This is a genomic window from Flavobacterium niveum, from assembly GCF_055231775.1.
Window position 1 is genome coordinate 63,778 of sequence record NZ_JBUYSX010000008.1, and the last position, 21,614, is coordinate 85,391.

The window sequence follows — 21,614 nt, forward strand, 5'->3', positions numbered from 1 at the left end:
TGTAATTTTTCATAATTGATTAAGTAATCCGGGTAGAGGATTGCCGAAACAGCTTCCGTAAAGGCTTGCCTTGCCTACAGGCAAAACATAATTGGGTAGAAAATTACCGGATACACATAACCGGCTCTGTATAAAGGTAATAAAAAATAATCATTCCCTTGTTAAAAGAACATCTTTTATATATTAAGAACGGTTTTTATAAACCGTAACCAGCTCAAAGACTTTAGTAAAATAATCTTCCATACACGCCAAGTCGGTCTTTGCTTCTTTGGTCTGTTTTATTTTGCCTTTTTCTACAAGATGGCTCTCGGCTAACAACTTTTTCTTGCCGTTATTAAAGCTGATTAAAGAAAGGGTTACGCGATATTTACCTTGGTATTGTTCAATCTCAAAATTGAAATTATACCCTCCCGAAAGCACTTTAGATGTACCCGGACATACCCTGCTAAGCCCCGTCCCGGTACCTTTATAAAGGTTTCCTTTTGCAGAGGTAACTTTCAGCCTGGAATTACGGGTTATAAGCGCCGCTGCATTGGGCTCTTTAGATATATAGACGTTTTCCCAAACCAACCTGTCTTTCAGCAGCGAAAAACCTGTGGCCTGGCTATAGGCAGCTACTGTTATAAATAACAGTAAAAAGGTAACTACGATTTTTTTCATAGCGTTTATTTAATTCTGGGTAATCAAAGATATAAATTAAACGGCAGCAATTAATATACCCTACTTAATTTACTTACAAATTGTGTATTAATCCTGTATCTATAAATGTATGTTTCCATATTTCAAGCTTTTGCTCAAAGCGCATGGTAGCATTTGCGCCGCTGGGCGACGGCAGTGTATAATACTGTAGGCCGGGCTTCTTCCCTACAAACTTATCATAATATTTCTCCGCATTTTTACTGGAAAACAGCACATGGCGTATCTGCGGATGAGCGGTATAAAAAGCGTCAAAATCATTTGGCACCTCATTTTTGATATTGCTATCCAGGCTGCCTTCGCGCTCACAATACGCCAGCACATCCCATAGGGCAATACCATGATTTTTTAAGAAAGAAACCTTGCCGTCATAATCGTGTGATAGTGTTTCGTTAAACACAGCGTATATCAACCTCCAGAACTGGTTACCCCTATTACCATAATATTCCTGCAACTGTAATGATTTTTCACCGGGCATGGTACCCAATATAAGTACAGTACTACCATGTGAAACTATAGGAGGAAATGCTTTTTTCATAAATAAATTTTAAGGCTTTACCCTTGCTGTAAGTATTGTATGTCACTGACAGTTAAACTATTGTTACAGCATTTTGTTTTAAGAATTTGTTGGCACACAGCCCTTTGTACAATAGCTAATTTTGATTGTATTCAACAAACAAAAATAATTTTTTACGCAATTAATCAAAAAAATAAAATTATGAAAACTGTAACAAAAGCACCTTCAAAAAGTAAAAGCACTACCGCTTCAAGGACAACAGCTGCTTCAGCTGCAAGGGGAAAAGTAAAGGCAAAATCTACCGCCGCCGACGGGCTTAAAGAACTGTTTACAGACTGCCTTAAAGACATTTACTGGGCAGAGAAAGCATTACTAAAAGCATTGCCAAAAATGGCAAAGAACGCCACCACACAGAACCTTATTAACGGCCTGGATGAACATACCGCACAAACCGAAGAACATGTAGCAAGGCTTGAACAGGTGTTTGAAATGATAGGCAAACGTGCCGTGGGCAAAAAATGTGAAGCTATGGACGGCCTTATCCGCGAAGGTCAGGACATACTGGAAAGCACCGAGCCGGGTCCGGTACGCGATGCCGGTATTATAGCTGCTTCGCAAAAAATTGAACATTACGAAATCGCCACTTACGGTACGCTATGCGCCTTTGCTAAAACACTGGGTATGGAAGATGCCGCAGCCATATTGCACCAAACTCTTGAGGAAGAAAAGCAGGCTGATATGACATTGACAGAAGCAGCATACAGCTCTATAAACTTTGACGCTGCAGATGCAGATGATAGTGAGGAGTAAGACAGCAGCGTCTGAACAGGATGGGGTTTATAATAAACCCCATTTTTTTTGGCTTAACATAACCGCTCTTTCCATAGTCCAATGATTTGACCTATCTTTATTGTTCTTTTTAAAATCATCTTGCATGATAATTGAATTTTAGCCGAGTATGTTTGTTGCATTTATAATCATAATAGTTGTTTTTACCTGCTATATAATATATAACAGGATACAGGACTTAAAACTCCTTAAAACCGTCACACAAACACACAGGGGTACAAAATCAGAAAGAAGCCTTGTGTTGGCACTATTAAAAGCAGGAATCCCGGCAGAAACTATCTACCACGATTTATATTTGAAAAAACATAACGGTACCTATTCTCAAATCGATTTGGTTATAGCAACGAAGGCTGGCTTAATTGTTTTTGAAGTAAAGGATTATGGCGGCTGGATTTTTGGAAAAGCCCACAATTCCGAATGGATGCAGATATTGGCTTACGGAAGATTGAAACATAATTTCTATAACCCTATCATGCAGAACTCCAGCCATATCCTTAATCTCCGGAAATCGTGCGAACAGTTTAAATATATACCTATTTATTCGGTTATAGTATTCTATGGCAATAGTATTTTCAAAGATATTAGCGGCATACCTAAACAAACTTATATTATTAAGCCAAAGTACATAGCCGAAGTTGTTAATGAAATTCTATATGAAAATAAACCCGCAATGTACACAAGCAAACGTGAGGTTGTAAGTGTATTAAAAAAAGCGGTGCAAAATGGTGAAAGCATCGATATTCAAATTGAGCATGTTAAAAATATCAGGGATATGCTAAACAGGCGTCAGTCATATTATTGAAAACTTTCATTAACTCCTTAATTCCGTATCTTTGTAAAAAAGCTTAGAGAATGAAATTTCAGGTAGTTTCAGAATATAAACCTATGGGCGACCAACCCGGTGCCATAAAGCAACTTGCAGAAGGCATACAAAACGGCGAGCGCTACCAGACCCTGCTTGGGGTTACAGGTTCGGGTAAGACATTTACAGTAGCCAATGTGGTGCAGGAAGTACAAAAACCCACGCTTGTACTCGCCCACAACAAAACCCTTGCAGCACAGCTGTACAGCGAGTTCAAGCAGTTTTTCCCGAACAATGCGGTGGAGTACTTTGTATCGTACTACGACTACTACCAGCCCGAAGCCTACATACCCGTAACAGGTACCTACATAGAAAAAGACCTTTCCATAAACGAGGAGCTGGAAAAAATGCGTCTCAGTACCACCTCTTCCCTGCTTTCAGGCCGTAGGGATATACTTGTAGTAGCATCGGTATCGTGCCTTTACGGTATCGGTAACCCGGTGGAGTTCCAAAAGAATGTAGTATCACTGCAAAACGGGCAGGTTATAAGCCGCACCAAACTTTTGCACCGTTTGGTTCAAAGCCTTTATGCCCGTACGGAAGCCGATTTCACCCCCGGAACCTTCCGCATTAAGGGTGATACGGTAGAGGTTTTCCCGAGCTATGGTGATGAACCGTTCCGCATACATTTCTTTGGCGATGAAATTGAAGAGATTGAAGCCTTTGATAAAGTAACCTCACGGGTTATTGAAAAATACGACAGGCTGAATATATATCCCGCCAATATGTTTGTTACCAGCCCCGATGTGCTGCAAGGTGCAATTTGGGACATACAACAGGACTTGGTGAAGCAAGTCGACTTTTTTAAAGAAACCGGCAAACACCTTGAAGCCAAACGACTTGAGGAGCGTACCAACTTCGACCTGGAAATGATACGTGAACTGGGTTACTGCTCAGGTATTGAAAACTACTCGCGCTACCTTGACCGCAGGCAACCGGGTACAAGGCCATTCTGCCTGCTGGATTATTTCCCTGAAGATTACCTTATGGTGATAGACGAAAGCCACGTTACCGTAAGCCAGGTACACGCCATGTACGGTGGCGACCGCAGCCGTAAGGAAAACCTTGTGGAATATGGTTTCCGCCTGCCTGCCGCTATGGACAACAGGCCGTTAAAGTTTGAGGAATTTGAAGCCCTGCAAAACCAGGTGGTATATGTAAGCGCCACCCCTGCCGACTACGAAATGCAGAAAAGCGGCGGTGTGTATACCGAACAGGTGATACGCCCTACCGGCCTACTTGACCCTGTTATAGAAATCCGCCCGAGCCTTAACCAGATAGACGACCTTATTGAGGAGATACAACAGCGTGTAGAGGTAGACGAACGTGTGTTGGTTACCACCCTTACCAAACGTATGGCTGAAGAACTTGCCAAATACCTGACTAAAGTTTCTATCCGTTGCCGTTATATACACAGTGAGGTAGATACGTTGGAACGCGTAGAAATTATGCAGGATTTACGTAAAGGGCTGTTTGATGTATTGATTGGCGTGAACCTGCTCCGTGAAGGTCTCGACTTACCCGAAGTGTCACTTGTAGCGATACTGGATGCCGATAAAGAAGGCTTTTTGCGCAGTACACGTTCGCTGGTGCAGACGGTGGGCCGCGCGGCGCGTAACGTTAACGGTAAAGCGATAATGTATGCAGATAAGATCACCGACAGTATGCAGCGCACTATAGACGAAACCAGTTACCGCCGTGAAAAGCAGATGAACTTCAACAAAGCGAATGGCATAACGCCGAAAGGGCTTAACAAGAAGATAGAAAGCGCATTGGTTAAAAGCCCAATTTCGTCGTTCCATTACGATAATTCGCCTAAGATTGCGGCTGAACCCGATACGGCATATATGGCTAAGGGCGATATTGAGAAACTTATCCGCGAAAAGCGTAAATCTATGGAAAAAGCCGCTAAGGAGCTTGACTTCATGCAGGCTGCCAAACTGAGGGATGAAATAAAGGTGCTTCAGGAGAGGATATAAAGCCTATGTTTCCAAAAATCTAAAAGTCTAGTAGTCTAAAAATCCAATAATCTAATAATGAAAGTAACTCCCGAACATAACGAACGCATAGCAAAAATGACCTTTGCATCGGTATATCCGCACTACATTGTAAAAGTGGAAAAGAAAGGCCGCACCAAGGAGGAACTGTTACGGGTTATTGAATGGCTGACGGGTTTTGACGAAAAAAAGCTTCAAAGCCTGATTGATGACAAAGTAACCTTTGAAACCTTTTTTGATAAGGCTACGTTAAATCCCAATGCTGGGCTTATAAAAGGTGTGATTTGCGGATACCGAATTGAGGAAATAGAAAATGAACTCACCCGCAACGTACGCTATCTGGATAAACTGGTAGACGAACTGGCTAAGGGTAAGGCAATGGAAAAAATATTGCGATAACCTCTCTTTAATATAAAAAAAGGCTTCCTATACGGAAGCCTTTTTCGATGTATTATGAATTACAACACGATGTTGCCTTTATTTCTTATAAGCATTACTTCAACTATTTTAGAAGCAGTAGCATCACTTACACTTAATGATTTTGCCACCACCTCAATAATCGTTTCCTCGTCTTTAGAAATAGAGCCGTCTGCAAGTACTAATTCTACAGCCATTGCAAATACGGTTTCTTTATCTTCGCTTTTAACAGAACTACCTGCAGCTTCAACAATACCAGCTCCACCAATTTTATTCTTTGCATCGATAATAGATCCGAAGAAATTACTCAAATTCACTCCATTAAATTTAGTCTTGAAAGCCAGCATCCTTGCCAGTGAATCAATTTCGGTATCATCCATGTCGCCATCTGCAAACATACATGCTAATAAAATAGCTACCCAAGCCTCATGTTCATTAGGCGAATACACAAAAGTAGCATCATTTTTTTTCGAAAAAAGATCGAATAGTCCCATAATTTGATTGTTTGATTATTAAAAATTTTGATGCAATATAGCCTTTATGGTGTAACCTCCAAAAGAAACGACAGAATTGTTTTCAACAGAATTTCTATTTGAAATTAATAACTCAAATAAAAAAGTTAACTTTGCGTGCTTTTAAAAAACAGAGACCAAATGCGTATATCTTACAATTGGCTGAAACAATTCATTAAACTCGACTGGACATCTGAAGAGACCTCTGCTCTCCTTACCGACCTTGGACTTGAAGTAGAAGGTGTTGACAAATACGAATCACTTAAGGGTGGCCTTGAAGGCGTGGTTATAGGCCACGTGCTTACCTGTGTGCCCCACCCTAATGCCGACCGCCTGCGTGTTACCACCGTAGACCTGGGCGAAGGCAATGCCCCCGTACAAATAGTATGTGGCGCGCCAAACGTGGCTGCCGGGCAAAAAGTGGCCGTGGCTACCATTGGCACTAACCTATATGACAAAGAAGGCAATGCCTTCCAGATAAAAAAAGGAAAAATACGCGGCGAAGAGAGCCACGGCATGATTTGCGCCGAAGATGAGCTGGGCCTTGGCGAAAGCCATGACGGCATCATGATACTGGCCGATGATATTGCTCCGGGTACTCCCGCTGCTAAGATATTCAACATAGTAACCGACGAGGTTTTTGAAATAGGCCTTACCCCTAACCGCGCCGATGCCATGAGCCACCTGGGTGTGGCACGTGACCTGAAAGCAGGTCTTTCACAAAAGAACGTACATACCGAACTGATAACACCATCAGTAAGTAACTTCAGGGTAGACAAACGTACCCTGAAAATGGACATCCGTGTGGAAGACAACAAGCGTGCACCGCGTTACTGCGGGGTTACCATTTCGGGCGTTACGGTAAAGCCGTCTCCGGCATGGCTGCAAAACAGGCTTAAGGCTATCGGCCTTACTCCTAAAAACAATATTGTAGACGTAACAAACTACGTATTGCACGAACTTGGCCAACCGTTACACGCTTTTGATGCTGCCAAAATAAAAGGCAACAAGGTGATTGTAAAAACTGCCGAAGCCGGTACAAAATTTGTCACCCTTGACGATGTAGAGCGTACACTGCATGAGGAAGACCTTATGATTTGCGATGAAAAAGGCCCTATGTGTATTGCCGGTGTTATGGGTGGAAAAGACTCAGGTGTTACCGACAGCACTTCAACCATATTCCTGGAAAGTGCCTACTTTAACCCGGTTTCTATCCGTAAGAGTGCCAAACGCCACGGTATAAGCAGCGATGCATCGTTCCGTTTTGAAAGGGGTATCGACCCGAACATTACGCAATACGCACTGAAACGCGCTGCCCTGTTAATCCAGGAAACTGCCGGTGGAGAAATCACTTCGGATATTGAAGACCAATATCCTAAAAAGATAGAAGACCATTCGGTTTTCCTGAGCTTTGATAACGTAAACCGTATCATCGGGCAGGAAATTTCGAAGGAAACCATAAAGAAAATACTGGTATCGCTGGATATAAAAATCAGTAACATGTCTGAAAAAGGGCTTGGGCTGGTTATCCCGGTGTACCGCGTGGATGTGGAACGTGAAATTGACGTTATAGAGGAAATCCTTAGGATATACGGCTATAACAATATCGGCTTTACGCAAAAGCTGAACGCATCTATATCTAACTCTTCGCGCACGGAAGACTACAAGCTGCAAAACATTGTAGCAAACCAGCTTACGTCGCTTGGATTTAATGAAATGATGGCGAACAGCCTTACCACTCCTGAGTACATTTCGCTTAGCGAAAAACTAAAGGAAGACCATAACGTAACCATGCTGAACCCACTGAGCAGCGACCTTTCTGTAATGAGGCAGTCTCTGTTGTTCAGCGCGCTTGAAGCGGTATCGTTTAACATCAACCGCCGCCGTGCCGACCTTAAGTTCTTTGAATTCGGTAAAAGTTACCACAAAGTAGCCGGCAGCTATAATGAGAACAAGCACCTTACACTTACAGTAACCGGTAACCGTTTGGCTGAAAGCTGGACACAGGCACAAAAAGGTGCTGATTTCTTCCTGTTTAAAGGATATGTTACACAGATACTTTCAAGGCTGGGGCTTAATAAGCTTCAAAGCCAGCCGCTGAGCAACGATGTATTTGCAGAAGGTATGGCGTTTTCTGTCGGGGCCGAAACTATAGTAGAATTTGGTACCATCAAAAAGAATGTACTAAAGCATTTTGATATAAAACAAGAGGTACTGTTTGCCGACTTCAACTGGGCTGCTGTTACCAAGATTGTTTCGGGTAAAATTAAGTTTACTGAAATATCGAAGTTCCCTGAAGTACGCCGCGACCTTGCCCTACTGGTAGATGCCGCTGTAAGCTTTGAGCAGATTTACAAAACGGCTGTACTTACTGAAAAGTCGTTACTGAAAGACGTAAGCCTGTTTGACGTATACGAAGGCAAGAACCTGCCTGAAGGTAAAAAATCATACGCAGTAAGCTTTGTACTCCAAGACAGCGACAAAACCCTTACTGACGAACAGATTGATAAAATTATGGGTAAAATAAGGCAAAACCTAGAAAAGGAAACCGGAGCCCAACTGCGATAAACTCCGAAAAAGAGGATAATAAAGGCCATCTGCTACTAAAGCAGGTGGTTTTTTATTTTAAGAGAATTTACTTCGGCAAAAAGGCGCTGTTGATTACCTTTGCAAAAATACCTTTTGTAACCATGACTAAATTCTTTAAAATAGTAGCCACCCTTGAGGGGCTTTCACTTTTGTTCCTTTTTTTGGTTGCCATGCCAATGAAATATATCTACCACGATTTAACCCTCCTTAAACCTGCGGGTATGACCCACGGCATACTTTTTATAGCCTACATTATATTGGCTTATATGCTTAAGGAGGAACAAAACTGGAGTTTTAAAAAATTCTTCATCGTAGCCATAGCCTCGGTTATACCTTTCGGTACTTTTTACATAGAGTGGAAATACCTGAAAGCCCCACAAAGCTAAATGAACCTGTACAACTGGGCATATCACCTGTTCCGGGAACTGCACCTGGGCCATACGACAGCGCTGTATGCTAACTTGGGCGTAAACCTGCTATGCATAGCGTTAATTTCGTTTGTGCTGTATTACATAGCGCGCCGTACATTAAAAACCATTGCGATAGTAATTGCCCGGCGCAGCAGCAGTACCTTTGATGATTTCCTGGTGCTGAACGGCGTACCCAAACACATAGCCTGGTTAGTACCGCTACTGTTGGTATACAATACTGTGCCCATAGCGCTGGAAAAATTTGTATACTGGGAGTTTATATTCGGTAAGGGGTTTACCATAGTGGCATTACTACTTACCCTGCGTATTATAGGCAGCATTATGCGGTCGGTACGCGATTACCTGAAACAACAACCCGGTTATAACGATAAGCCCATAGACAGTTACATACAGGTGGTAATGATACTGCTGTGGCTGTTTGCTTCAGTAACTATTGTACTTATTCTGTTCAATGTACGGGTAGGTGCGCTGCTGGGTACATTGGGTACCATATCGGCAGTGATTATACTGATATTCAAGGACACCCTACTGGGCTTTGTAGCCAGCATACAGATTTCGGTGAACGACATTGTACGTATAGGCGACTGGATAACCTTTGAGAAGTTTGGCGCCGACGGTTACGTTACCGAGATAAACCTTGCCACGGTACGTGTACAAAATTTTGACAATACCTTTACCACAGTACCTACATACAGCCTTATTTCCGATTCGTTTAAGAACTGGCGCGGCATGCTGAACTCGGGGGGAAGGCGCATAAAACGCCACATACTGATTAAAGCCAATAGCGTGAAGTTTCTGGGTGACGAGGAAATACTGGCATTGGAAAAAATACAACTGGTTACAGCCTACCTGGTACAGCGCAAAGCCGACATAGACCGCTACAATACCGAGAATAACGTAGACAAATCACTGGCTATAAATGGGCGTAACCTTACTAACCTGGGTGTGTTCCGAAAGTATATAAACAGTTATATAGAAAGGCATTCCGGCGTAAATAAAGACCTTACCATAATGTGCCGCCACCTGCAACCCACCGAAAAAGGTATACCACTGGAAATTTACCTGTTTACCAGCGATAAAAAGTGGCTGAACCACGAGTACATTATGGCTGATATTTTTGACCACGTAATTGCTGCCGTACCTTACTTTGGATTGGAAGTGTTTGAACTGCCCTCACAGGGTAGCCAGCCGGGCGAATATTAAACCGAAAATAGCCGTACCTTTGTACTGTTATCCCGCAATAAATGAAACTCGCTATAAAAAATATGGTTTGCCCACGCTGTATCACCGCTGTAGAAGGGGTGCTTACAGGTGTGGGATTGCAACCTGAAAATGTGCAGCTGGGTGAAGCTACAACAGGTGTTGAACCCAGTAATAAACAGTTGGCTCAACTAAAACTGAAATTACAGGAGCAGGGTTTCGAACTTCTGGAAGATAATAAGCTACAGCTGGTAGACAGGATTAAATCAATCATAATTAGCCAAATCCACCATTCTGAAGAAAACAGTGTGGTATTCTCTGAATTACTGGCTATGGAACTGCACCGTGATTATTCCGGCCTGAGTAAATTATTTTCAGCCACCGAAGGCATTACCATAGAGCAGTACATCATTTTACAAAAGACCGAAAAGGTAAAGGAACTACTGCAATACAACGAGCTTACCCTTAGCGAAATTGCCGACAGGCTGGGTTATAGTAGCGTGGCGCACCTTTCTGCTCAATTCCGTAAGACTACGGGCATTACCCCAACTGGTTTCCGTAAAGATGGCACTACCCTACGCCAGCCGCTTGATGCACTTTCCCGAAATCTGTAAACCCTTTCCAAAATCGTATAACAACGACCTTTACTTTACATCGTACTTTTGTAAAGTAAATAACACGTTATGGCTACTATCCTAAAAAAAACATACCCGGTACTTAATATGAGTTGCGCTTCGTGTGCTGCAAGCAGCCAGGATGTGCTGGCTATGCAACCCGGTGTGGTAAGCGCCAATGTGAACTATGCAAATGGAAACGGTACGATAGAATTTGATTCAAACCAAACCAATCCGCAAGCACTGAAATCGGCATTGCAAGCCGTGGGTTTCAACCTGATGATTGATGAAAGCGATACCGCAGCCGACAGCCTTGCCGAGTTACAACGCGAACATTATCAAAAACTCAAAAAAAGGACAATATGGTCGGTAGTATTATCCATTCCTTTGATATTATTGGGTATGGTACCTGCGCTTATGGAACAACCATGGGTACCTTATGTAATGTGGATTTTGGCCACGCCTGTTGTGCTGTACTTTGGGCAGCAGTTTTTTACAGGAGCCTATAAGCAGGCCAAACACCGTTCGGCCAATATGGATACGCTGGTAGCACTCAGTACCGGTGTGGCCTACCTGTTTAGTGTTTTTAATACGTTATTCCCTGAATTTTGGCACAAAAGAGGATTGCACGCCCATGTATATTTTGAGGCCGCTGCGGTTGTCATAGCATTTATCCTCTTAGGAAAACTGTTGGAAGACAGGGCTAAGGCAAAAACTTCATCTGCCATAAAAAGCCTCATGGGGCTGCAACCCAAAACCGTTACCGTAGTACACCACGACGGCCAGCAGATGGAAATGCCTGTAAGCAGCATACAACAGGGCACCGTATTACTTGTAAAACCCGGTGAAAAAATAGCCGTAGACGGCACCGTAACCACCGGCAGCAGCTATGTGGATGAAAGCATGATAAGCGGTGAACCCCTGGCCGTAGAAAAGCTGAAGGATAGCAAAGTCTTTGCCGGTACACTAAACCAAAAAGGCAGCTTCCAATTCAGGGCCGATAAGGTGGGCAGTGATACGCTTTTGGCGCAAATCATTAAAATGGTAGAAGACGCCCAGGGCAGCCGTGCCCCGGTACAAAACCTTGTAGATAAGATAGCGGGTATTTTTGTCCCCGTGGTGATAGGTATTGCTATACTTACGTTTGTTGTGTGGGTTATTTTCGGCAGCGAAAACGACTTTACGCAGGGGCTTATGGCTATGGTTACCGTACTGGTCATTGCCTGCCCATGTGCGCTGGGGCTTGCCACGCCCACTGCCATTATGGTGGGCGTAGGCCGCGGGGCATCGCTGGGTATATTGGTTAAGGATGCCGACAGCCTTGAACGTGCCGGAAAGGTAAACGCCGTAGTGCTCGACAAAACCGGTACACTGACCGAAGGAAAACCTAAGGTAACGGCTGCCAAATGGTTCACCCAGGACAAAACTGCTAAGAGCGTGTTATACAGTATTGAAAAGGCTGCATCGCATCCATTGGCGGAAGCCGTAGTACTTAATCTTGAAGGTGAAAAGTTTATTGATGGCATCACTATTGAAAATAGTGCAGGTAAGGGTATTGAAGCCATATTTGAAGGTAAAAAATATTGGGTAGGCAATAAAGTATTACTCTCTGAAAAAGGAGTAATAATGAGTGAAGATGCCGAAAACTGGACAACAGCCCAACTGGAAAAAGCCCAAACACTGGTTTTCTTCGCGAATGAAACCCAACTGCTGGCTGCCTTTGCGATAGCCGATGCGCTGAAACCAACTTCCGTTGAAGCGGTGAAACAATTACAGGCTGAAGGCATAACAGTTTATATGCTGACAGGCGATAATGAGGCTACTGCCAAAGCCATTGCACAATCCGTTGACATAAGTCATTACAAGGCAAATACACTACCACAGGATAAGCTGGCTTTTGTAAAAGAGTTACAGCAACAGGGTAAAGTAGTAGCCATGGCAGGCGACGGTATTAACGACAGTGCTGCCCTCGCCCAAGCCGATGTAAGCATTGCCATGGGACGTGGCAGTGATATAGCAATGGACGTAGCCAAGATGACGATTATCTCCGGGGATTTACTAAAGCTTCCGCAGGCGATACACCTGTCACGTAAGACTATGGCTACCGTAAAGCAAAACCTGTTTTGGGCATTTATTTATAATGTGATAGGCATACCGGTGGCTGCCGGGGTGTTATACCCGTTAAATGGCTTTCTGCTCAGCCCAATGATAGCCGGTGCTGCTATGGCACTGAGCAGTGTGAGTGTGGTAAGCAACAGTTTATTATTAAAAATCAAAAAGATATAGATATGGAAAAGCAAATGCAATTTAAGACGAGCATCAACTGTGGTGGCTGTGTAGCAAAAGTAACACCGCTACTAAACGGAACTGAGGGTATTGAAAACTGGAAAGTAGATACAGACAACCCGGATAAGGTGCTTACTGTAACCACCACCCTGCCCGAAGAAACAGTAATAGAAACTGTGAAGAAAGCAGGTTTTAAAATAGAACCGTTGGTGTAAACACTTCTCTTCTATAAAGAAGGATATAAAAAAGCCGCATCCATATACTGAATGCGGCTATATACTATCTTACAGATACTGTAAACTATTCCTCCTCTGCCGTATGCGATTTCGCATAGGTGCGCCATTTATCTATACAGTCTACCATATCCTGCGGGATTTCGCTGTCAAAACGCATAAACTCTTTAGTTACAGGATGCTCAAAACCTAGGGTTTTGGCATGCAGTGCCTGGCGTGGTAGTGTCTTAAAACAGTTGTCTATAAACTGTTTGTACTTGGTAAAAGTGGTACCCTTCAGTATAATATCACCGCCGTAGCGTGCATCATTAAACAGTGTGTGGCCTATGTATTTCATGTGTACGCGTATCTGGTGGGTGCGACCGGTTTCCAGCCTGCAGCTTACCAACGTTACATAACCCAGGCGCTCTAAAACCTTATAATGCGTCACCGCGTGCTTGCCTTGGCTTCCATCTGGATATACGGCCATTTGCATACGGTCTTTAGGGTGGCGGTCTATATTACCTTCTATTGTGCCTTCATCTTCCACAACATTACCCCAAACAAGCGCAATATATTCGCGCTCACTGGTTTTATCGGCAAACTGTTTGGTAAGGTGCGTCATAGCCTGTTCGGTTTTGGCAATCACCAAAAGGCCCGAAGTATCTTTATCTATACGGTGTACCAACCCCGGGCGCTCACTGCTGTTCATGGGCAGGTTCTCAAAATGGTAGGCCAGCGCATTAACCAGCGTACCGCTGTAATTACCATGCCCCGGATGCACCACCATGCCCGGCTCCTTATTTACAATAAGCAGCTGGTCGTCTTCATACACTATGTTCAGCGGAATGTTTTCAGGCTCCAGCAGGTATTCATACGGAGGGTGCTCCATAAGTACGCGCACCACATCGTTAGATTTTACCTTGGCATTGCTTTTCACGGCAACATCATTAATATAAATATTACCGGCTTCGGCAGCCTTCTGTATTTTGTTGCGGGTAGCATTCTCTACCAGGTTCATCAGGAACTTGTCTACCCTAAGCGGCTGCTGGCCTTTACCGGCCTCAAACCGGAAATGCTCATACAGGTCTTCATTTTCAGCGTCGATATCTGCAATCGGCTTAGTACTCATTAATCTTGCCCCCCCTCATCTTCGTTATTTTCACTTGGCGTTTCTACGGCCGTACTGTCTACATAGCTCACTTTACCGTCGCCCAGTACAAAATCAATTTTACTTGCCTTAAGCACCTTATCGCCCGGTTTTAGTTTTTTACCATTAATTTTCACTTCCAAAACCACGTCTTTGGCAATATCCGGCACGTAGGTTTTAGTACCTTCTTCAAGGCCAACGGCTTTTAGCATCGGTACGGCCTGGCGGTATGTTTTCTGTATAATATCAGGCAGGGCTATGGTACCGTAGCCACCTGCATTTACCTTAACGTATATCTTGCGGTTGTGCTTTACCCCTACCTGTGGCAGCGGATCCTGCTCGGTAATGGTATACGGCGGGAACGCCGGGTTAAAGTCAACCGTATCAAGCACTATGGCTTCAAGGTCCAGTTCGTCAAGCCTCTCCTGTGCACTTTCTACAGTAGTTTTCTTCAGGTCGGGAACCAGGATTTTTTCATCGTGATTGGTAAAAAAATCAAGCCATTGCAGCAGTAAAAATATTACAACAACTACAATAACAAGGGCTATACCCACCTGCTTAAAAAATACGGGGCTTTTCAGGAAATTCTTTAAACTCATGAATTGTTAGGTTTCTGCAAAGATATAAATAATAACGTAGCTGCCACAGTGCTGTACAAATACCATTTTTAGCGGATAACAACAAGGCTGCCGTATATTATAACCTAAACCCAATATAAATAGTATGTACAGGATATGTTATTAGGTAAATAATGATATTTTTGTGTAGGCTTAACCGTTTTCGCGGCGGCCTGAATTAACCGATTGATTAAAAAAATGAATGTAGCAGTAGTAATGGGCGGGTATTCAGATGAGTCTGTAATCTCTGTCCGCAGCGGCCAGCTTATCCTTGCCAACCTGGACCGTAATAAATATACACCTTTTGAAGTACACATTTTACCCGAAGGCTGGGATGTACTGATTGAAGGCAGCAAATACGCAATCAACAAAGCCGATTTCAGTTTTGAGAAAGACGGCACCAAAATAGCATTTGATGTAGTGATAAATACCATACACGGCACTCCGGGCGAAGACGGCCAGATGCAGGCCTACTGGCAGCTGCTGGGCATACCGTATACCGGCTGCGGGTTTTACCAGAGCGCACTTACCTTTAATAAAAGGGACACGCTGAGTGTGCTGAATAAATTTGGCATACCACGTGCCAAGAGCATTTACCTGAGCCAGGGCGATGCCGTAACCGCGCATGATATAGTGGACACCCTTGGCCTTCCGTTTATGGTAAAACCAAACCAAAGCGGCAGCAGCCTGGGCATCAGCAAAGTAAATAGTATTGATGAATTTGACAAGGCACTGGAATTTGCCTTTGCAGAAGACACCGATATACTGATTGAGAGCTTCCTGAAAGGTATGGAAGTATCGGTTGGGGTGCTTAACTACCAGGAGGAAACCACGGTTTTGGGCATTACCGAAATTGTGTCGCACAATGATTTCTTTGATTACGAAGCCAAATACCAGGGCAAAAGTGACGAAATAACCCCTGCCCGCCTTGATGAGGCAACCGAGCAAAAAGTGCGCGAAATATCCATAAAGGCTTATGAAGCACTGGGAATGAGTGGATTTACCCGTTCGGAATTTATAATCGTGGATGGCGAACCGCATTTCATTGAAATGAATACCAATCCGGGGCTATCGCCTGCCAGTATATTCCCGCAGCAGGCAGCAGTAGCCGGCGTGGCCATGGGCGACCTGTTTGATAACGAAATAAAACTGGCACTGGAACGGAAAGTGCTTTTTAAGAAATAGTTATTGGTTGTCAGTTGTTGGTTGTTGGCAGAACAGCACCAACCTGAAACCTTAAACTTTAAACAAAAAAGAAATGAAAGTAGCCGTATTTCCGGGATCGTTTGACCCTATTACACTCGGGCATTATGATATTATAAAACGTGGCAGCACACTGTTCGATAAAATCATTATTGCCATAGGGGTTAATGCCGAAAAAAAATACATGTTCCCGCTGGAGGAGCGCAAACGATTTATTGAAGAGGCATTTAAAGACGAACCTAATATAGAGGTGATTACCTACGAAGGCCTTACCATAGACCTGTGCAAAAAAGTAGGTGCCAAATTCATTTTAAGGGGATTACGCAACCCGGCCGACTTCGAGTTTGAAAAGGCCATTGCCCACACCAACCGCCAGTTGAGCAAGATAGAAACCGTATTCCTGCTTACTGCTGCAAAAACCTCATATATAAGCTCCAGCATAGTACGCGATGTACTGCGCCATGGGGGCGATTACACCAAACTGGTACCGGATTCGGTGCGCGTGAAATAAGAAAGGAACTACATTTAATGAATAAGATACTGGTATGGCTGCTGTTTCCGGCGGCCTTATTTGCTCAGAACAAGCCTATGTATACTACGCCTTACGAAAAAGGGAACGGCAACCAAACCGCTACCTACAAGGAAACTATAGCGTACTACGAAGCGCTGGATAAGGGTTTTGAAACCATACAGATACTGCCTGCCGGTGAAGACGATAACGGCCTGCCCATACATATAGTAACCTACAGCGCCGATAAAAACTTCAACCTTGCCGAAGCACGAAAAAACAAAGCGGTACTGCTTATAAACAATGGCATACACCCCGGCGAACCCGATGGTATAGATGCCACGATGATGCTGTACCGCGACCTGGCAACAGGCAAAATACAGGCGCCTGAAAATACCATAATTGTAGCCATACCGGTGTACAACGTATCGGGTATGCTGAACCGTGGCAGCTATAGCCGTGCCAACCAGAACGGCCCGGAGAGCTATGGTTTCAGGGGGAATGTGCGCAACTACGACCTGAACCGCGACTTTGTGAAATGCGACACCAAAAATGCACTGAGCTTTGCAGGGATATTCCACAAGGTAAAGCCCGATGTATTTATAGACAATCACGTGAGCAACGGCGCCGACTACCAGTACACCCTTACCTACATAGCCACGCAACACCAAAAACTGGGCGGGCCATTAGGGCAATATTTTAAAACAAACATGATGCCTGCAATACTGGATGCGCTGAAGGCAAAAAATATAGACGCTACCCCTTATGTAAACGTACACGACGAGTTGCCCGAAAAAGGCTTTACCCAGTTTATGGACTACCCTCGCTACTCTACCGGCTATGCCAGCATGTTTGACGTACCGGGTTCCATGCCCGAGACACACATGCTGAAGCCTTACGCAGACCGCGTAAGGGTAACCTACGAGTACATGCTGGAAACCCTGAACTACCTGGATAAAAACCACACTGCCATAAAAGAAATGCGCCAGGCCAACCGTGACAATTTTATGCCGGGCCAAAAGTATACACTACTTTGGCAGACCGACAGTTCAGCAGTATCGCTGCTGCCATTTAAGGGCTATGAAGGCAGCTACAAGACCAGCGAGGTTACCGGGCAGTCGAGATTGTACTACGACCGCACCAAGCCTTTCAGCAAGCTGATAAAGTACTACCGCGAATACTCACCGGTTACCGAGGTTACCATACCGAAAGCCTACATTATACCAAAAGGCTGGTGGAATGTGGCAGACCTACTAAAGCTGAACAACATACAAATACAGGAGCTGAAGCAGGACACGTTGATTGAGGTAGAAAGCTACCGCATCGTTAATTACAAAACCTCAGGACAGCCTTATGAGGGGCATTACCCGCACAGCAATACCGAAGTAGCAATAAAAACCCAGAAAATAACCTTCAAAAAAGGGGATTATTTAATCGACTCCCAGCAGGCAGGTGTAAAATACCTGTTGGAAATGCTGGAACCACAGGGGGTCGACTCATTTTTTACCTGGAATTTTTTTGACGCCATTTTGCAGCAAAAGGAGTATTATTCAGCCTATGTATTTGAAGACACCGCCGCAAAACTGCTAAAAACCAACCCTAAGCTTAAGGCGGAATTTGACACCAAAAAGCTGAACGACAAGGTTTTTGCATGGAACCCTGAAGCACAACTCGACTGGATATATACCCACAGCGAGTATTATGAGAAAACACATAACGAATACCCGGTATACAGGATTGTGAAGTAGGTTCATTTTTAGCCCTGCAATATTCTGTAAACCGGGTACGTTAAAAGCCAACAAACACACCAAATGAAAAACCTCCGACTCTATCCCCGCCTGTTTGCGTTTATTGCACTTGGGTTTGTAATTGCCACTATTGTAGGTGCCGTAAGCCATGAAATGGGGCACATTGCTGTAGCCCGAAGCCTTGGTTACTCCACTACCCTTCATTACGCTTCAATGAGCCACAATATGGAAGATAAAATGGATTCGCTTGGCACATATTACGATGAACATCATGATAAAATAATTGCGCGCGGCAATTCACCTGAAAAAACATTCTTCAAAGAAAAATACGACCATTTAGGTTTTGAAGACCACCTGATACGTTGGGGCGGGCCTTTACAAACCATGATTACCGGTACTATAGGATTGGCAGTTTTATGGTTCAGGCGAAAAAAAATTGCCGCTGTAGGCATGAAAGCAGTTGACTGGCTTTGGATTATCCTTGCTTTCTTTTGGTCAAGACAACTGGCTAACCTTTTAATTGTACTGTTTTTTTACTTAAGACGCGGTAAATATACCAGTCACGGAGATGAATCAATAATAAGCCTCTATTATCATTGGCCTTTTATCACCCTGAATGCAATAACAGGTATATTAGCAGCAGCCATACTAACGTATGTTGTATTTTACATCATTCCGAAACAACAACGCCTTACCTTTGTGGCAGCCGGTGCAGCGGGCAGTGTTTTGGGCTGGATCGTATGGATGCACTGGATAGGGCCGGTGGTGTTGCCGTGATGAGCTTAGCGGTCAGCTGTCAGCTTTCAGCGATTAGCTTTCAGCCATCAGCTCCAACAACCAATAACCATCACCCAAAAAACATTATATTTGCAGCCGCACTAACACAAACCCATGTTTAAGAAAATCCTGAGTTATTTTATTCCTGTAAACCTTCTCAGGAAAGATTCGGAAGTAAGCCAGCGCCTGGAAGTTACCCTTAACTACGGCAAACTGGTACTAGACAGCAAAAACACCAATTACTCTTACGGCAGCCTGCAACGCATATTGCGCAAAGGGCTTCACTACATCGGTTTTGAGCGTATACGCCGGTTCAGTAACGTGCTGGTGCTGGGTGTGGCAGGCGGTAGTGTTATAAAAACATTATCGGACGACATCGGTTACAAAGGGAAAATTACCGGCGTGGAAATCGACCCGAAGGTAATTGAGTTGGCCAACACCTATTTTGGGCTGGCTGATATTCCGAACTGCACTATTGTCATAGATGATGCCTTTGAATTTGTACTGAAAACCAAAGACCGCTATGACCTAATCATTATCGACATCTTTAAAGATACAGTGATGCCAAACTTCCTGTTTGAGGAGTTTTTTATTAACCGTATTAACCTGTTGCTCAATGTAAACGGCTTCATCCTGTTCAATACTATGACGCTCACGCAGAAGGATAAAGACCGTAACCTGGCGTACCGCGAAAAATTCAGTAAGGATTATTCGGTACGCATGTACCCGAAGGTAGAAGACCACAATGAGCTGTTCACCATAAAAAAGCTGAAGTGATTTTAACAAAAAATCACACTATGTTGAATCGTTCTAAAGAATAACCTCCCGTTAACCGTTACGAAACAAATTAACGGGTTTTTAACAAAAACCTTCATCTTTTAGCCACAGTGCCATAAATAATCGTTAACCGCACGCCGATAGTTTTGCAATCGGACAATTAACTAACTTAACGTTTATGACACAACTAAAGGCTGCATCATTCCTGATGCTTGCGGGGCTTGCTATATCTGTAGCTTCCTGCGGTGACGACGATTCACCAAAAGTAAACAAGTCAATCGACTTTACTTCAAAATCGGTAGAACCTGCATTGGTGTATGCCATGCCGGGCTTCGAAAGCATTGAAATTGTGCCGCTTCTAAGCAGTACAGACGTACTTACACAATCCCCAAGCTTTGTGTACGGCCCTCAGCCCGATGGTGCAGGTTTCATGAAAAACCCTGACGGCGAAGGGTACATCATGATTACCAACCACGAAATCATCCAGTCGGTATCACGTGTATACCTGGACAAAACTCTTAAACCGGTAAAAGGTGAATACATTGTAGACGCGGTAGGCGGTATGACCCGTTTGTGTTCTGCAACCCTTGCCACACCGGACATCCACGGCTTTGGCCCGATGTTCCTTACAGCAGGTGAAAGCGGCGAAGAAAGTATGGTACACGGCATAGACCCACTGGGACTTAGCAGTGACAAAAGCCGTAACGACAGGGTACTTCCTGCCCTTGGTAAAGCCAGTATGGAAAATGCAGTTCCGCTACCTAAAGGTATTTACAACGGAAAAACTGTAATTTTCATTGGCGAAGACCAGTCGTACACAACAGCACACAACAGTGCCGGCCAACTTATCATGTACATGAGCGAAACCCTTGGCGACCTTACTAACGGTAAACTGTACGCCCTGAAAAGGACAGACGGCAACCAGGTAGAGACCGATATGACCATTGGCGGTAACTACGACGTGCAGTTTGTAGAAATACCTAATGCTAAAAACATTACCGGTGCACAAATAAACACAACAGTTAACAGCCTTGGTGCTATCCGTTTTTCAAGAGTGGAAGACGTAGATTACCGTAAAGGCAGCAAGGCTAACAACAGGGAGATATTCTTTACTGCAACAGGCCAGGCCTCATCTAACCAACCTGTGGCTGGCTACACTATGTGGGGCCGTGTGTACCACCTTACCCTTAACCCGAACAACCCACTACAAGGTACTCTTGAGGTTATTGCAGAAGGCGACAGCACACCGGGCCAGGGGCTTATTAATCCGGACAACCTTTGTGTAACCGAAAACTTTGTGTACATACAGGAAGACGGTGACAGCTACTATACCGCTGCAACCCACGATTCATACATCTGGCAATATAAAATAAGCAACAAGCAGCTTAAGCCATGGCTTACCATGAACCATAAGCGTAATGATGCTAACTGGGTAGCCAAATACAACCAAACCGGCGAAACCCGTTTCGGGTGCTGGGAGTATGGCGCTATGGAAGATATATCAGACATTATAGGTGTACCGAATACGTTCCTTGTAAACATACACCCGCACACCTGGCAGAAGGATAGTTTTGGCAATGCAGACGGCAGCGGCACTACTACCAACAAAGAAGGCAGCCAGACTGTGATTATCCGCAATGTGGAGAAATAGT

21 protein-coding genes are annotated in these 21,614 nt (G+C 44.1%); 16 read left to right on the top strand and 5 right to left on the bottom strand.

Annotated elements, in window-relative coordinates:
* Window positions 1-183: 183 nt before the first annotated feature.
* Both ACZIX4_RS18615 and ACZIX4_RS18620 read right to left on the bottom strand, forming a co-directional pair.
* A complete protein-coding gene (locus tag ACZIX4_RS18615) occupies window positions 184-660 on the bottom strand; it encodes a hypothetical protein (RefSeq protein ID WP_463337157.1) in 477 nt (158 codons plus the stop codon).
* A gap of 73 nt (window positions 661-733) precedes the next feature.
* Window positions 734-1,234: a DNA-deoxyinosine glycosylase gene (locus tag ACZIX4_RS18620; RefSeq protein ID WP_463337158.1), complete on the bottom strand. Its 501-nt coding sequence runs from the start codon at window positions 1,232-1,234 to the stop codon at window positions 734-736.
* A gap of 180 nt (window positions 1,235-1,414) precedes the next feature.
* Here ACZIX4_RS18620 and ACZIX4_RS18625 point away from each other — a divergent pair, with 180 nt between their 5' ends.
* From ACZIX4_RS18625 to ACZIX4_RS18640, 4 genes are all read left to right on the top strand, one after another.
* Entirely contained in the window at window positions 1,415-2,023 is a 609-nt protein-coding gene (locus ACZIX4_RS18625) for a YciE/YciF ferroxidase family protein (protein WP_463337159.1), read from the top strand.
* A gap of 148 nt (window positions 2,024-2,171) precedes the next feature.
* A complete protein-coding gene (locus ACZIX4_RS18630; RefSeq protein WP_463337160.1) occupies window positions 2,172-2,864 on the top strand; it encodes a nuclease-related domain-containing protein in 693 nt (230 codons plus the stop codon).
* A 50-nt stretch (window positions 2,865-2,914) separates the two neighbouring features.
* Window positions 2,915-4,903, top strand: coding sequence for an excinuclease ABC subunit UvrB (gene uvrB / locus ACZIX4_RS18635; protein ID WP_463337161.1), 1,989 nt, complete (start codon window positions 2,915-2,917; stop codon window positions 4,901-4,903).
* 57 nt (window positions 4,904-4,960) lie between these two features.
* The gene (locus ACZIX4_RS18640; RefSeq protein ID WP_463337162.1) at window positions 4,961-5,320 is read left to right on the top strand and encodes a DUF2200 domain-containing protein; all 360 of its coding nucleotides are present in this window, start codon (window positions 4,961-4,963) and stop codon (window positions 5,318-5,320) included.
* A 59-nt stretch (window positions 5,321-5,379) separates the two neighbouring features.
* Here the strand turns inward: ACZIX4_RS18640 and ACZIX4_RS18645 are convergent, their stop codons facing one another.
* On the bottom strand, window positions 5,380-5,832 hold the full coding sequence (locus ACZIX4_RS18645; protein ID WP_463337163.1) for a tellurite resistance TerB family protein: 453 nt from the start codon (window positions 5,830-5,832) through the stop codon (window positions 5,380-5,382).
* A gap of 159 nt (window positions 5,833-5,991) precedes the next feature.
* On the opposite strand from ACZIX4_RS18645, the gene pheT reads away from it, so the two are divergent.
* From pheT to ACZIX4_RS18675, 6 genes are all read left to right on the top strand, one after another.
* Window positions 5,992-8,418 carry a phenylalanine--tRNA ligase subunit beta gene (gene pheT / locus ACZIX4_RS18650; protein WP_463337164.1) on the top strand — a complete coding sequence of 809 codons (2,427 nt, stop codon included), beginning with the start codon at window positions 5,992-5,994 and terminating at the stop codon, window positions 8,416-8,418.
* Between the two features lie 122 nt (window positions 8,419-8,540).
* Complete coding sequence (locus ACZIX4_RS18655; RefSeq protein WP_463337165.1) at window positions 8,541-8,825, top strand: DUF3817 domain-containing protein; 285 nt, start codon at window positions 8,541-8,543, stop codon at window positions 8,823-8,825.
* Entirely contained in the window at window positions 8,826-10,073 is a 1,248-nt protein-coding gene (locus tag ACZIX4_RS18660; protein WP_463337166.1) for a mechanosensitive ion channel family protein, read from the top strand.
* Between the two features lie 41 nt (window positions 10,074-10,114).
* Window positions 10,115-10,684 carry a helix-turn-helix domain-containing protein gene (locus tag ACZIX4_RS18665; protein ID WP_463337167.1) on the top strand — a complete coding sequence of 190 codons (570 nt, stop codon included), beginning with the start codon at window positions 10,115-10,117 and terminating at the stop codon, window positions 10,682-10,684.
* A gap of 69 nt (window positions 10,685-10,753) precedes the next feature.
* Complete coding sequence (locus tag ACZIX4_RS18670) at window positions 10,754-12,970, top strand: heavy metal translocating P-type ATPase (protein ID WP_463337168.1); 2,217 nt, start codon at window positions 10,754-10,756, stop codon at window positions 12,968-12,970.
* A 2-nt stretch (window positions 12,971-12,972) separates the two neighbouring features.
* Window positions 12,973-13,185: a heavy-metal-associated domain-containing protein gene (locus ACZIX4_RS18675; protein ID WP_463337169.1), complete on the top strand. Its 213-nt coding sequence runs from the start codon at window positions 12,973-12,975 to the stop codon at window positions 13,183-13,185.
* 85 nt (window positions 13,186-13,270) lie between these two features.
* On the opposite strand, the gene ACZIX4_RS18680 is transcribed toward ACZIX4_RS18675, so the two are convergent.
* Together ACZIX4_RS18680 and ACZIX4_RS18685 are read right to left on the bottom strand one after the other, a co-directional pair.
* Window positions 13,271-14,314, bottom strand: coding sequence for an RluA family pseudouridine synthase (locus tag ACZIX4_RS18680; protein WP_463337170.1), 1,044 nt, complete (start codon window positions 14,312-14,314; stop codon window positions 13,271-13,273).
* Window positions 14,314-14,931 (bottom strand): PASTA domain-containing protein, encoded by a 618-nt coding sequence (locus ACZIX4_RS18685; protein ID WP_463337171.1) that lies wholly within the window; start codon window positions 14,929-14,931, stop codon window positions 14,314-14,316. Before ACZIX4_RS18685 ends, ACZIX4_RS18680 begins: the two co-directional genes overlap by 1 nt.
* Before the next feature lie 216 nt (window positions 14,932-15,147).
* Here ACZIX4_RS18685 and ACZIX4_RS18690 point away from each other — a divergent pair, with 216 nt between their 5' ends.
* The 6 genes from ACZIX4_RS18690 (at window position 15,148) to ACZIX4_RS18715 (ending at window position 21,613) form a co-directional block, all read left to right on the top strand.
* Window positions 15,148-16,134: a D-alanine--D-alanine ligase gene (locus tag ACZIX4_RS18690; protein WP_463337172.1), complete on the top strand. Its 987-nt coding sequence runs from the start codon at window positions 15,148-15,150 to the stop codon at window positions 16,132-16,134.
* Window positions 16,135-16,207: 73 nt separating this feature from the next.
* On the top strand, window positions 16,208-16,663 hold the full coding sequence (coaD, locus tag ACZIX4_RS18695; protein ID WP_463337173.1) for a pantetheine-phosphate adenylyltransferase: 456 nt from the start codon (window positions 16,208-16,210) through the stop codon (window positions 16,661-16,663).
* 17 nt (window positions 16,664-16,680) lie between these two features.
* Entirely contained in the window at window positions 16,681-18,408 is a 1,728-nt protein-coding gene (locus ACZIX4_RS18700) for a M14 family metallopeptidase (protein ID WP_463337174.1), read from the top strand.
* Window positions 18,409-18,471: 63 nt separating this feature from the next.
* Window positions 18,472-19,185: a hypothetical protein gene (locus tag ACZIX4_RS18705; RefSeq protein WP_463337175.1), complete on the top strand. Its 714-nt coding sequence runs from the start codon at window positions 18,472-18,474 to the stop codon at window positions 19,183-19,185.
* Window positions 19,186-19,299: 114 nt separating this feature from the next.
* Window positions 19,300-19,962, top strand: coding sequence for a spermidine synthase (locus ACZIX4_RS18710; protein WP_463337176.1), 663 nt, complete (start codon window positions 19,300-19,302; stop codon window positions 19,960-19,962).
* 178 nt (window positions 19,963-20,140) lie between these two features.
* Entirely contained in the window at window positions 20,141-21,613 is a 1,473-nt protein-coding gene (locus ACZIX4_RS18715) for an alkaline phosphatase PhoX (protein ID WP_463337177.1), read from the top strand.
* The last annotated feature ends 1 nt before the right edge of the window (window position 21,614 follow it).

Bases quoted from the DNA above. Each gene is read 5' to 3' on its own strand.
- uvrB (WP_463337161.1), top strand. From the start codon at position 2,915: ATGAAATTTCAGGTAGTTTCAGAATATAAACCTATGGGCGACCAACCC.
- ACZIX4_RS18645 (WP_463337163.1), bottom strand. From the start codon at position 5,832: ATGGGACTATTCGATCTTTTTTCGAAAAAAAATGATGCTACTTTTGTG.
- ACZIX4_RS18620 (WP_463337158.1), bottom strand. From the start codon at position 1,234: ATGAAAAAAGCATTTCCTCCTATAGTTTCACATGGTAGTACTGTACTT.
- coaD (WP_463337173.1), top strand. From the start codon at position 16,208: ATGAAAGTAGCCGTATTTCCGGGATCGTTTGACCCTATTACACTCGGG.
- ACZIX4_RS18700 (WP_463337174.1), top strand. From the start codon at position 16,681: ATGAATAAGATACTGGTATGGCTGCTGTTTCCGGCGGCCTTATTTGCT.
- ACZIX4_RS18615 (WP_463337157.1), bottom strand. From the start codon at position 660: ATGAAAAAAATCGTAGTTACCTTTTTACTGTTATTTATAACAGTAGCT.
- pheT (WP_463337164.1), top strand. From the start codon at position 5,992: ATGCGTATATCTTACAATTGGCTGAAACAATTCATTAAACTCGACTGG.
- ACZIX4_RS18660 (WP_463337166.1), top strand. From the start codon at position 8,826: ATGAACCTGTACAACTGGGCATATCACCTGTTCCGGGAACTGCACCTG.
- ACZIX4_RS18705 (WP_463337175.1), top strand. From the start codon at position 18,472: ATGAAAAACCTCCGACTCTATCCCCGCCTGTTTGCGTTTATTGCACTT.
- ACZIX4_RS18665 (WP_463337167.1), top strand. From the start codon at position 10,115: ATGAAACTCGCTATAAAAAATATGGTTTGCCCACGCTGTATCACCGCT.
- ACZIX4_RS18655 (WP_463337165.1), top strand. From the start codon at position 8,541: ATGACTAAATTCTTTAAAATAGTAGCCACCCTTGAGGGGCTTTCACTT.
- ACZIX4_RS18710 (WP_463337176.1), top strand. From the start codon at position 19,300: ATGTTTAAGAAAATCCTGAGTTATTTTATTCCTGTAAACCTTCTCAGG.
- ACZIX4_RS18675 (WP_463337169.1), top strand. From the start codon at position 12,973: ATGGAAAAGCAAATGCAATTTAAGACGAGCATCAACTGTGGTGGCTGT.
- ACZIX4_RS18690 (WP_463337172.1), top strand. From the start codon at position 15,148: ATGAATGTAGCAGTAGTAATGGGCGGGTATTCAGATGAGTCTGTAATC.
- ACZIX4_RS18670 (WP_463337168.1), top strand. From the start codon at position 10,754: ATGGCTACTATCCTAAAAAAAACATACCCGGTACTTAATATGAGTTGC.
- ACZIX4_RS18685 (WP_463337171.1), bottom strand. From the start codon at position 14,931: ATGAGTTTAAAGAATTTCCTGAAAAGCCCCGTATTTTTTAAGCAGGTG.
- ACZIX4_RS18715 (WP_463337177.1), top strand. From the start codon at position 20,141: ATGACACAACTAAAGGCTGCATCATTCCTGATGCTTGCGGGGCTTGCT.
- ACZIX4_RS18630 (WP_463337160.1), top strand. From the start codon at position 2,172: ATGTTTGTTGCATTTATAATCATAATAGTTGTTTTTACCTGCTATATA.
- ACZIX4_RS18625 (WP_463337159.1), top strand. From the start codon at position 1,415: ATGAAAACTGTAACAAAAGCACCTTCAAAAAGTAAAAGCACTACCGCT.
- ACZIX4_RS18680 (WP_463337170.1), bottom strand. From the start codon at position 14,314: ATGAGTACTAAGCCGATTGCAGATATCGACGCTGAAAATGAAGACCTG.
- ACZIX4_RS18640 (WP_463337162.1), top strand. From the start codon at position 4,961: ATGAAAGTAACTCCCGAACATAACGAACGCATAGCAAAAATGACCTTT.